The organism is Seminibacterium arietis, from assembly GCF_042675725.1.
Classification (GTDB): domain Bacteria; phylum Pseudomonadota; class Gammaproteobacteria; order Enterobacterales; family Pasteurellaceae; genus Seminibacterium; species Seminibacterium arietis.
Genome location: NZ_JBHTJN010000011.1, coordinates 224774 through 236801, shown reverse-complemented (window position 1 = coordinate 236801; position 12028 = coordinate 224774). Strand labels below are relative to the sequence as shown.

At 35.6% G+C, this 12028-nt stretch carries 13 protein-coding genes; 1 reads left to right on the top strand and 12 read right to left on the bottom strand.

Features of this window, described 5'->3' with window-relative positions:
- Positions 1–24: 24 nt before the first annotated feature.
- Complete coding sequence (locus tag ACFQ02_RS06745; RefSeq protein ID WP_380820885.1) at positions 25–1173, bottom strand: hypothetical protein; 1149 nt, start codon at positions 1171–1173, stop codon at positions 25–27.
- Positions 1174–1474: 301 nt separating this feature from the next.
- Here ACFQ02_RS06745 and rho point away from each other — a divergent pair, with 301 nt between their 5' ends.
- Positions 1475–2737 carry a transcription termination factor Rho gene (gene rho / locus ACFQ02_RS06740; protein WP_380820884.1) on the top strand — a complete coding sequence of 421 codons (1263 nt, stop codon included), beginning with the start codon at positions 1475–1477 and terminating at the stop codon, positions 2735–2737.
- Between the two features lie 179 nt (positions 2738–2916).
- Here rho and ACFQ02_RS06735 read toward each other — a convergent pair whose 3' ends face one another.
- The 11 genes from ACFQ02_RS06735 to rsuA form a co-directional block, all read right to left on the bottom strand.
- Positions 2917–4245, bottom strand: coding sequence for an anaerobic C4-dicarboxylate transporter (locus tag ACFQ02_RS06735; protein ID WP_380820882.1), 1329 nt, complete (start codon positions 4243–4245; stop codon positions 2917–2919).
- A gap of 203 nt (positions 4246–4448) precedes the next feature.
- Positions 4449–4679 carry an acyl carrier protein gene (gene acpP / locus ACFQ02_RS06730; RefSeq protein WP_380820880.1) on the bottom strand — a complete coding sequence of 77 codons (231 nt, stop codon included), beginning with the start codon at positions 4677–4679 and terminating at the stop codon, positions 4449–4451.
- Positions 4680–4950: 271 nt separating this feature from the next.
- Positions 4951–5679 (bottom strand): 3-oxoacyl-ACP reductase FabG, encoded by a 729-nt coding sequence (gene fabG / locus ACFQ02_RS06725; protein WP_380820878.1) that lies wholly within the window; start codon positions 5677–5679, stop codon positions 4951–4953.
- Between the two features lies 1 nt (position 5680).
- Positions 5681–6625, bottom strand: coding sequence for an ACP S-malonyltransferase (fabD, locus tag ACFQ02_RS06720; protein ID WP_380820875.1), 945 nt, complete (start codon positions 6623–6625; stop codon positions 5681–5683).
- Between the two features lie 93 nt (positions 6626–6718).
- A complete protein-coding gene (locus ACFQ02_RS06715) occupies positions 6719–7669 on the bottom strand; it encodes a beta-ketoacyl-ACP synthase III (protein WP_380820873.1) in 951 nt (316 codons plus the stop codon).
- Positions 7670–7699: 30 nt separating this feature from the next.
- Positions 7700–8734 carry a phosphate acyltransferase PlsX gene (gene plsX / locus ACFQ02_RS06710; protein WP_380820871.1) on the bottom strand — a complete coding sequence of 345 codons (1035 nt, stop codon included), beginning with the start codon at positions 8732–8734 and terminating at the stop codon, positions 7700–7702.
- A 22-nt stretch (positions 8735–8756) separates the two neighbouring features.
- Positions 8757–8927: a 50S ribosomal protein L32 gene (gene rpmF, locus ACFQ02_RS06705; protein WP_005544470.1), complete on the bottom strand. Its 171-nt coding sequence runs from the start codon at positions 8925–8927 to the stop codon at positions 8757–8759.
- 17 nt (positions 8928–8944) lie between these two features.
- A complete protein-coding gene (yceD, locus tag ACFQ02_RS06700; RefSeq protein WP_380820867.1) occupies positions 8945–9469 on the bottom strand; it encodes a 23S rRNA accumulation protein YceD in 525 nt (174 codons plus the stop codon).
- A 250-nt stretch (positions 9470–9719) separates the two neighbouring features.
- A complete protein-coding gene (locus tag ACFQ02_RS06695) occupies positions 9720–9950 on the bottom strand; it encodes a zinc ribbon domain-containing protein (protein ID WP_380820865.1) in 231 nt (76 codons plus the stop codon).
- A gap of 8 nt (positions 9951–9958) precedes the next feature.
- Positions 9959–11155, bottom strand: a complete 1197-nt coding sequence (locus tag ACFQ02_RS06690; protein WP_380820863.1) for a Bcr/CflA family multidrug efflux MFS transporter — start codon at positions 11153–11155, stop codon at positions 9959–9961.
- A gap of 12 nt (positions 11156–11167) precedes the next feature.
- Positions 11168–11860, bottom strand: coding sequence for a 16S rRNA pseudouridine(516) synthase RsuA (gene rsuA, locus ACFQ02_RS06685; protein WP_380820861.1), 693 nt, complete (start codon positions 11858–11860; stop codon positions 11168–11170).
- Positions 11861–12028: the final 168 nt, after the last annotated feature.

Here is a 12028-nt window from a genome sequence, read left to right as displayed (position 1 = left end):
TATTATTCCTAAATATTATTCAATTTATTGTTTAGTTTCTTCTGTTGCACCAAAGCTTGCGAAGCTATCGCCACCTTGAATTTCACCGACAACTTCTGTTGCTTCATTACCTGCAAAAATACCGCCCCAAACACCAGTGTCGCGATCTGAACCATTCATTTTTTTGTATTTGAAGCCTCCAGTATTTTTGCGGAAAGAAATCACACCATTTGCACTCTCAATTTTGGCTGGATTTAATGTAATATCTAAAGTGCGGTAAGTTTTTTTGATTTTTTCATTTTTAGCAACCATTTCGTCGTATTCTTCTTTAGATATTAGCGTTAAATCTCGGTCTCTGTCCGCTTCTTCTTGTTTTGTAGTGTATTCACTTAAATTTTCACCATCAAGCTTAGCTCTACTATCAAGTAATGCATCATCTCGTTTAGTTATTTTTCCACTTATTTCTAATTTGCTAAAATCTGCCGTTAATTCTAAGTCTGCTAAATGTACTTCTTTACTGTCTTTAGCTTTATTGGTAATAACATGCCCTTTATAAGTAGCTGTTCCTTTTGATTTTAATTCACTAATTGGTTTCGTAGTTGGTATTGCCACATAACCAGCTGCTAATCCATATACTTTTTCGCCTTGCACAGTTGATGGTGATTCTGATTTCCAAGTGAAATAAGTAGAGTCTTTTTGATTGACGAAATGAAATTTGTAACTTCCTTCTGTCCCATATTGCTGTAAAGTATCTTTATCAATTGTGCCAGTGTTCATAAAATCGGGGTTATAGCCTACTTCTTTTCGATCTTGTTCTTTGCGGAAGTCTTTGTTATTACCGAAACGCATATCACCATTTAAATAACCAGCGGCATTTTGGTCAGGTGAAATTTTTCCTCTTTGTTTTTCATTGTATGGGTCATTTACAGCAACATCACTAGAAGGTGGAAAGCCTGTAAGTTGTCGCCAAGTCACTTTTTTGCCTTCTTCTGAAAGTTTGTCTGAGGGTTCAGATGGGGTAGAAGGTTTATCAGAAGGTCCAGATGGTTGAGATGGTGGTGTTTGGCTAGGAGCTGGTGTGGATTGGTTACTAGAGCCTGAGCAAGCGGAGAGACCAAAAAGTGCGGTTAAAAAAAGAGTTGAATAAGTGAGTTTTTTAGTGAGTTTATCTAAGTTAAGTTGGGTTGTTTTCATTTCTTAATTATTCCTAGTAATAATTAATATAATTTTAAGATCGATAATTATTATCAATAAACTTTACATTGTAAATAATTTTAATTTCCAAAGAGCTAAAGTGTGATCTAGATCAAAAAATAAAATCTATTGGTATCATGTTAATGACGATAATCAAAACTTTTATGAAAATGAGTAAATTAATTTTTTCATGAATAACTAGACAGCAAATAGATTTAGTGGTAACTTACGCACATTCATTTGTGCTTAACATTCCATCGAATTATTTCAAATCTTATAATCTAAATAAACATTTCAAATTATGCATTTAACAGAACTAAAAAATACACCTGTACCAGTTTTAGTAAAACTTGGTGAAGAACAAATGGGCTTAGAAAATTTAGCTCGTTTACGTAAGCAAGACATTGTTTTTGCGATTTTAAAACAACACGCTAAAAGCGGTGAAGATATTTTTGGTGGTGGAGTGCTAGAAATTTTACCTGACGGTTTTGGTTTCTTGCGTTCAGCAGATAGTTCCTATCTTGCAGGTCCTGATGATATTTATGTGTCACCAAGCCAAATTCGCCGTTTTAATTTACAAACTGGTGATAAAATCGAAGGCAAAATTCGCCCGCCAAAAGAAGGAGAGCGTTATTTCGCTTTACTGAAAGTTGATCAAGTTAATGATGATCGTCCAGAAGTTTCTCGTAGTAAAATTCTTTTTGAAAACCTGACTCCTTTACATGCTAATTCTCGTTTAAGAATGGAGCGTGGTAATGGCTCAACAGAAGATTTAACAGCTCGTATTTTAGATTTAGCTTCTCCTATTGGAAAAGGACAACGTGGTTTGATTGTAGCACCACCAAAAGCTGGTAAAACGATGTTGTTGCAAAATATTGCTCAAAGTATTACACATAATTATCCTGAATGTGAGTTGATTGTATTGTTGATTGATGAACGTCCAGAAGAAGTAACTGAAATGCAACGTTCAGTGAAAGGTGAAGTAATTGCTTCAACTTTTGATGAGCCAGCATCACGCCATGTTCAAGTTGCAGAAATGGTAATTGAAAAAGCAAAACGTTCTGTGGAACATAAAAAAGACGTTGTGATTTTATTAGATAGTATTACTCGTCTTGCTCGAGCTTATAACACAGTAACTCCTGCATCAGGCAAGATTTTATCAGGGGGGGTAGATGCTAATGCATTACACCGTCCAAAGCGTTTCTTCGGTGCTGCACGAAATGTTGAGGAAGGCGGCAGTTTAACAATTATTGCTACCGCACTTGTGGATACAGGTTCAAAAATGGATGAAGTCATCTTTGAAGAATTTAAAGGTACGGGTAATATGGAATTGCATCTTTCTCGTAAAATCGCGGAAAAACGTGTTTTCCCTGCTATTGATTTTAATCGTTCAGGTACGAGAAAAGAAGATTTGCTTACTACACCAGATGAACTACAAAAAATGTGGATTCTGCGTAAGATACTTAATCCTATGGGCGAAGTCGAAGCAATGGAATTCTTAATTGATAAACTTTCTATTGCGAAAACTAACGAAGCATTTTTTGATATTATGAAACGTTCGTAATAGAAAAATTGTAGTGAATAACCCATTTTAATTAGAGTACTATAAAAAAGGCTGAATTGAATATCAGCCTTTTGTTTTTTTGAAATATTAAAAATATAGTTTATTGTTGAAATTTTTATCGAAAAAAGTGCGGTAGTTTTCACCGCACTTTTGATTAATAGAGTAGAAAATAGTTTTTATTAAATTACAAATTGGGCAATAATACAGCCAATAATACAAGCGATAGTCACCCCAATTAGTCCTGGCACCATAAAGCTATGATTAAAGTAATATTTACCTATTTTAGTTGTACCCGTTACGTCAAAGTTGACGGTTGCAATATCAGATGGGTAGTTTGGAATAAAGAAATATGCATAAGTTGCAGGGATTAGACCAACTAATAATGGAGCAGGCAAACCTAAACTTATTCCTACAGGTAGCATCATTACAGCCGTTGCGGCTTGGCTATTAATCACAACAGAAACTGCAAACAATGCGAGTGCAAATGTCCAAGGGTAATGCTCTACCATTGAAGTAACAGCTGCTTTGAAACTTGGCATAGCATATTGGAAATAAGTATCACTCATCCATGCAATACCAAAAATTGCAATTGCCGCAACCATACCTGATTTGAATACAACGCCATTTGGTACAGTTTGCGGATTAGTTTTAGTCGCAAGTAAAATAATTCCACCAAAGCAAAGCATCATAATTTGAATGATTAATGACATTTTAATTGGTTTGCCTGTGCCGATAGTTCGTATTTCAGGGAGCATTGCGATTACAACAACAGTAATTAATGCGAGTATGAACAAATAAACAGACCATTTAGCGGTACTTGGTAATTCATCATTTAGTGAAGTGGTTGTGGTGTTTAGAATACGTTCACGCCATACAGGATCTTGCAAACGGCGTTGATATTCTTTGTCTTCTTCCAATTCTTTACCACGACGTAGGCTGTAAAGAGAAAGAGCCAATGTACCACAGAAAGTCGCAGGAATAGTTACTGAAATGATATTTAATAAAGATACATGTTCATAACCAGGAATCTGTGCAATTTGAGTCAAATAAAACGCAATAGCAGCGGCTAATGGACTAGAAGTTATTGCTAACTGAGAAGCTACGGAAGCTGCTGCCATTGGGCGCTCAGGGCGAATTTTATTTTTTAGTGCAATATCACCAATGATAGGCATAATAGAGTAAACAGAATGTCCAGTTCCTAGCATAAACGTCATTAAATAAGTCACTATTGGACCTAATAATGTTACTCGTTTAGGATTGCTTCTGAGGATTCTTTCTGCTATTTGTAGCATGAATTTTAACCCACCAGCAGCTTCCAAGATCGAAGCACAAGTAACAACGGATAAAATAATTAACATTACATCAATGGGAGCTTTCCCAATTGGCATTCGGAAAATAAAAACTTCAATAGCAAGCCCAATACCTGACACTACACCAAGTCCGATGCCACCATAGCGGCTCCCAGTGTAAAGCATAATAAGTAGAAAGATAAATTCTAGATAAAGCATGTGTAAACCCCTAATAGTTATAGTTTAATCCCAACAAATCATACTCTAATTTTAGATATTTCGACAATAATATGAGTGGAAAAATACAATTTATTTTCGTAAAAGATAATTTAGATCAAAATTACAAACGTTTTGATAAACTTGAATAATGGAAAGGAGTGAATAAAGTAACAGGGCGATGATTTATCGCCCTTTGAGTGAAATTATTGATTATTTTGAACGTAGTCAATCGCTGATTGAACTGTTGTAATTTTTTCTGCTTCTTCATCAGGAATTTCGATGTCAAATTCTTCTTCCAAAGCCATTACTAATTCAACAGTATCTAGAGAGTCAGCACCTAAATCTTCAATAAAAGATGCTTCAGGTTTAACATCTTCTTCTTTTACACCTAATTGTTCAACAATGATTTTCTTTACGCGTTCTTCAATGCTCATTTTGCTTTTTCCTATAAATGGTTAGCGATAAAATAATGGTTTTATAGTGTATGTATTTTTCGCAAAGTTGCAACCCATTTTTTCAAGGTCAAACCACAAACAGTAATAATTCAAATACACACAATTGTAAGTTACGTTACGTTGCCTTAACGCAACAGGCAACGTAACAAAGTTACATTGCTATAAAATTTTAGCAAAAACACCGCTATTTTGCTATGCTTTTGTTAAATAAATTCCAAACTTAAAATAGTTTTGAATCGTTTTCTTTCATTTATGCCATATACATGCCGCCATTGACGTGCAATGTTGTGCCAGTAATGTAAGCTGCATCATCAGATGCTAAAAATGCTACTGCTTTAGCAATGTCTTTAGGTTCACCTAAATGTCCTGCAGGAACTTGCGACAAAATATCAGATTTTTGTTCATCAGTAAGAACTGCAGTCATGTCTGTTGCTATAAAACCTGGTGCAACTACATTAACAGTAATTCCACGAGAAGCAACTTCTTTTGCTAATGCTTTAGTAAAACCAATTAAACCAGATTTTGCTGCACAGTAATTAGTTTGACCAGGGTTACCAGTAGAACCAACAACAGAACCAATGGTAATAATCCGACCATAACGCTTTTTCATCATTGTACGTAGCATAGCTTTAGATAAGCGGAAAACAGAAGTTAAGTTAGTTTGTAATAGATCAAACCAATCTTCTTCTTTCATTCGCATTAGCAGACAATCTTTCGTGATACCTGCGTTATTGACTAGAATATCAATATCACCGAAATCCGATTTTATTTGAGCCAATACTGACTCAATAGATTCTTGATCTGCTACATTCAGGACCACACCTTTACCTTTTTCGCCTAAATAAGCCGAGATTGCTTCTGCACCTCGTTGTGAAGTCGCAGAACCGATGACAAATGCACCTCTACGGCTTAATTCCTCTGCGATTGCACGACCGATTCCTCGTGTCGCACCTGTGACTAATGCAATTTTTCCTTGCATATTATTCTCCATTAAGTAAATTTTTCACGTTAGACAATGAATTGTTATCATTTACTGCAACTGATTTTAATTCTTTTACAATGCGGCTAGTTAAGCCCGTTAGCACTTTATTCGGCCCAATTTCAAATAAGATTTCAACACCACTTTGAGCAATTTTCTCAATAGACTCTGTCCAACGTACAGGGCTATAAAGCTGACGAATAAGTGCGGTGCGAATTTGATCGACTTCTGTTTCAGTTTTAACATCAACGTTATTTATGACGGAAACAACAGGGGTTTTAATTGTGATATTTTCTAATGCTATAGCTAATTGATCTGCTGCAGGTTTCATTAAAGCACAGTGAGAAGGTACACTAACAGATAACGGTAATGCTCGTTTTGCACCCGCTGCTTTACAAACTATTGCTGCACGTTCTACTGCTGATTTTGTTCCAGCAATAACGACTTGTCCTATTGAATTAAAGTTTACTGCGGATACGACTTCACCTTGTTCTGCTTCTTTACACGCACGAATGATGCTTTCATTGTCTAATCCAATAATTGCATACATAGCCCCTGTTCCTTCAGGAACTGCTTGTTGCATTAATTTACCTCGCAGTTCAACTAAACTTACAGCTTCTTGAAAATCAATTGCTTCTGCACAAACCAAAGCTGAATATTCTCCTAAACTGTGTCCAGCCATTATTGCTGGTTTAAATTCAGGATATTGTTGTTGCCATGCTCGATAGATAGCAACTGAAGCAGTTAAAAGTGCAGGTTGAGTTTGCCATGTTTTGTTTAATTCTTCAGCAGGACCTTGTTGAACTAACTGCCATAAATCATAGCCTAGTACATCAGATGCCTGTTTAAAGGTTTCTTCTACTATGGAAAATTGAGTTGCTAGCTCTGCTAGCATTCCCACGCTTTGCGAACCTTGTCCTGGGAAAACCATTGCAAATTTTTTCATTGTTTGCCCTTACTAATTAAAGTTGAAAAATGACCGCACTTTTCACTGTTATATAGATAAGTGCGGTGTAAATTAGAGTAATTTTTATTCAATTTAAAAGCGAACTAAAGCCGAACCCCAAGTCCAGCCACCACCAAAGGCTTCTAACAGCAGTAATTGCTCACGTTTGATGCGTCCATCTCGTACCGCTTCATCTAATGCAATAGGGATTGTTGCTGCACTAGTATTAGCATAGCGATCTAAAGTTATCACAACTTGTGACATATCCATTTCTAATTTTTTTGCTGTCGCAGTGATAATACGCAAATTTGCTTGGTGCGGTACAAGCCAATCAATTGCAGATTTATTTAAATTATTTGTTCGTAAAGTTTCTTCTACTACACTGGATAACTCCCGTACAGCAAGTTTAAAAGTTTCATTTCCTTGCATTTGAATAAAACCTGATTTGGCGTTTCCTCTATCAGCACTAGGTAATGTCAACATTTCATTTTTTTCTGCATTAGCATGGAGATGTGTTGATAAAATTCCTGGTTCTTCGCTAGCCTGTAAAAGTACGGCTCCTGCACCATCGCCAAATAGAATGACAGTGCCACGATCCGTTTCATCAAGGTTTCTTGAATTAATATCTGAACCAATTACAAGAGCTTTTTTAACTTGTCCTGTACGAATAAATTGATCTGCAACGCTCAATGCGTATATAAATCCTGAACAAGCAGCTGCAACATCAAATGCAACAGCATCAGCTATTTGTAGCAGACCTTGAATTTGACAAGCCGCACTTGGATAAGCGTGAGAATTAGTTGTGGTACCTACTACAATTAAGTCAATCTCATTCGGATTAATTTTAGCGGTTTCTAGGCATTTCTTCGCCGCCTCAAACCCCATAGTTGCTACTGTTTCATGAACGGCTGCAATACGACGTTCTTTAATACCTGAGCGAGTTGTGATCCATTCATCAGATGTATCTACCATTTTTTCTAAATCGGCATTTGTTCTGACGTGGACTGGAACATAACTTCCCGTTGCTAAAATTTTACTGTACATAATTTTTTAGATAATTTAAACGTTAAATGGTTAATATTTTTCTAACCCAGACAAAATTTTCTCTGGAATTTTTTTTCTTGCTTGAAGTGCCGCATCAGAGATAGCATAAGCGAAGCCATCGATATTTGCACCTCCATGACTTTTTACTACAACAGCAGTGAGTCCGATTAGTGATGCTCCATTATACTGATCAGGATTAATTTTTTTCAACTGTCGATAGCTATCCTTTAAAAAAAGTTGCATTATAGCTTTGCTAGCAAGTCCTTTTAAATTATGGATAATTGTATTTGCAGATGAATTTCTTTTGAACAAAGAAATCATGTTTTTGGCTGAACCCTCAAGGGTTTTTAGAGCAACATTACCAATAAAACCATCGCTTACGATTACATCAGCTTTACCATTTAGTAAAAGATCGCCTTCAATAAATCCTGTATAGTTAAGTGCGGTATGTTTTTTTAACATTTCAGCAGCTTCACGAATAGCTTTATTACCTTTTATTTCTTCAATACCAATATTTAGTAATGCAATTCTAGGGTAAACTAATTCTAAGTTTTGTTCAGCAAATACAGCTCCCATTAAAGCAAATTGATAGAGATTTTCTGCACTGCAATCTATATTGGCACCTAAGTCTAACATAACTGAACGTTCGCCAGTTACAGTAGGTAAAGTGGAAATTAAAGCTGGTCGTTCTATTCCTTGTACAGGTTGCAAGATAATCTTAGCTAGTCCCATTAATGCAGCAGTATTGCCCGCACTCACACACGCTTGTGCATTACCTTTTTGAACGGCTTCAATGGCTAAACGCATTGATGTGCCTTTACTGTGACGTAAGGCGTAAGACAGACCTTGATTATTCTCAATAACGCGAGAACAATGGATTAATGTTAAACGTGATTGAATTGATTCGGGAACTTGCTCAAGTAAAGGACGGATTTGGTAGCTATCACCAAACAACAACAAAGACAGCATTGGGTCTTTCTGCAATGCTTTTATCGATGCGGGTATAGTAACACGGGGACCTATGTCCCCGCCCATTGCATCTAACGCAATAGTTAGACGACTCAATTGATAACCTTAAAGTAAAAAATTACTTATTGATTACTTTACGACCACGATAGTAACCATCGGCAGTTACATGGTGACGTAAATGAGTTTCACCACTTGCTTTATCCACTGACACTGCTGCAGTAGTTAAAGCATCATGTGAACGACGCATATCACGACGTGAACGGGATTTTTTATTTTGTTGAACAGCCATTGGCTATACTCCTACATTTAGTCTTTTTTTAAACTAGCTAACACAGCGAAAGGATTCGGCTTTTTCGATAATTCTTCTGGTAATTCACCAAAAATTTGTTCACTTTCAATTTGTTTACAAATATTAGATGAATGTTTAGGAACAATCGGAAGAGCAAGTAGAAACTCGTCTTCTATCAAACCTATCAAATCAATCTCGCCAAATTCATTTAATTCAACGGGCTCATAGATTTCAGGTAACTCTTCTAATCGATCCAAATTAGATACAGGACTATAAGTAAACTCACAATCCAACGTTTGATAGAAAGATTCACCACAACGTTGACATTCTAACTCAACATCAACTTTTGCATGACCTTTCATCACTACTAATTTTTGTGGATCAATGAAAAATGATAACGTAACCTGTGCTTCGCTGAACACGTTAACAACAGATTCCGTCAGCCGCTTAAGCTGAGTTGACGAATAATATCCTTCGTAATCCAACCTTCGCTGTGCATTTTTTATCGGATCTGTAGTTAGGGGTAATTTTACCTTTTGCATAGGGCGTGAATATTACCTTTTGATTGAGGATTAGTCAAAGGAAATTATCATTTTTATGTGAAAAGTCTATAATTTTTTTCTAAGGAATTAAATTGAGGGCTAAACAATCAATTCGAATCAAATTAAGTGCGGTGATTTTTTAACACGATATTAGCAACTATATTGGTTAAGAATATATTGAATTTGAGTGTAGCAATAAAACTAATAAAAAGTGAAAATTTTAAAATCTTTGGCTCATTTAATATTGATTTTAGCTTGTCAGCCATCCTGCGATTCCGATGACAAGTGAAAAAATAAATAACCAAAATAAATGAATTTTGATGCTTTTGCGATTAATTTCCTGGTTATGTAAACGTTGTTGCTCTAATTTTTGTCGGTAAATTTCTAAGTTAGCTTCTTGAAAAGAGAAGCCACATCTAGGACAAATTATAACTGTTTCGCTAATTTTTTTCCGACATTCGGGACAAGATCTTAATGCCATAAGATTCCTTATTTTAAATTTCGATAGGTGAAGAAATAATAGAATGCAACAGAAATTATGGAGCAAGCAGTCATTGTGAATAACATAGGTGTTGCTGTTTTCATTTCAATTAACGCTACTAGTGAACCGACCATTGCACCGATACCAAAACGAACACTGCCAACCATTGAATTAGCTGTACCTGCAATGGATGGAAATTTTTCTAAAATTGAAGCCATTGCATTTGAACCAATGATTGAGTTTTGTCCAACGAATAATGCTATACCGATCACCATTGACCAAAATCCTAAGTTAAAAAGAGCGGTTAAAAATAACCAAATTCCAGCGATAAATTGAATAGTTAGTCCAATTTGTAGCATTCTTTCTGTGCCGATCTTTGACACAAAACGCCCATTGAGTAATGTACCTAGTGTTAGAAAAATAATATTAATCATAAAAAAATAACCAAAGTTTTGTACAGGTACACCATAAATGCCAATGTAAACGATTGACCCTGCTGTGATAAATGCGAATAAACCACCAAAACCAAAAGAGCTCATGAACATATATCCAATCACTTCTTTTTTCTTACATAAAATTACAAAGTTACGAGTAATAGTGCTTAATCTCAAGGGGATTCGATTTTCTTTTTGATGAGTTTCTGGAATGATTAAAAAGACCAATAAAACAGATAAAAATCCCATTAAAGAAATAACGTAGAAAATAGCATGCCAGTGGAAGTAAGATACGATATAACCACCAACGATTGGTGCAAGCAATGGCGCTATCATTAGTACTAACGTAACCATTGACATAGCACGAGAAAGTTCTTCTTTGCAAAATAAATCACGCAATAAAGCCCCAACAAGAACGACAGGAGCAGCTCCAAAAAAACCTTGTATAAAACGCAGCGTAGTGAAACTTCCAATACTGTTTATATTCGTTAACATAAATGCTGTTATTGCGGCTACAATTACACCGAGTAAAATAATTGGCTTTCGACCGTAGCTATCACCTACAGGTCCCCAAAACAATTGACCAATTGCCATGCCGAGCGTAAAAAAAGTTAGCGTGTGCTGAATTTGCTCTGGACTAACATTAAGATCTTGAGCAATATTTAAAAAAGCAGGCAAATACATGTCTACCCCTAAAGGTGGTAACATTGAAAGAACACCTAAAGTCAAAATAAAAATAATCCCTGCTTTTTGTGCTTTATTAGTTTCCATATTTATCCTTAGCTAAAAAGAATTTATTTCATCAATGTTAAGATAGCGGAACTCACCCTCTGCTAGATTAGAGTCCAACTCAATATTGCCAATTTTCCAACGATGTAGTTTATCAACTTTATTTCCTAGAGCAGCAAACATACGCTTTACTTGATGATAGCGACCTTCGCATATAGTTAGATTGACATTGTAATCATCAATAAACTCTAGTTTTGCTGGTTTGGTTGGGTGTTTTTCACCACGTAATAAAATACCTTGCTCACACGCTTGTTGATAATGACTTTCTACTGGAGTAGCAAGAGTGACTAAATACGTTTTCTCGCATAGCTTTTTAGGAGATGTAATGCGATGCGACCATTGTCCATCGTCTGTCAGTAAAATCAATCCTGTTGTATCGGCATCTAAGCGTCCAGCACTATGTAATTTTATGGCTAAAGGATAATCAAATAAACTGTAAATTGTAGGGTGGTTTGTATCGTCATGGCTACAGACATAGCCTTCAGGCTTATTCAACATGATGTATAAACCACTTTTTATTTGCACTAAACGTTTTCCTTCAAGGTAAATTTCGTCGTTTAGCGTAATTTGTGTTGAACCTTTTTTCTCGATATTGCCATTAACTGTAACCGCACTTTTACTTAAGATTTTATTGGCTTGAGAACGAGTCATGCCTGTATTTTCAGCAAGAAATTTGTCTAGTCTCATGAAATGATTAGATGTTGTTCTATAAGGTGGTTATTCTACTACATATTTGGTAGAAAACCTATTTGAAGCAGCAAAAGTGCGGTAATTTTTGTAAGATAAATCTAAATAATGTGTTCTATATCACAGATTTTATTTTTTTAATTACCTATAATGAAAAGATAAATTTTT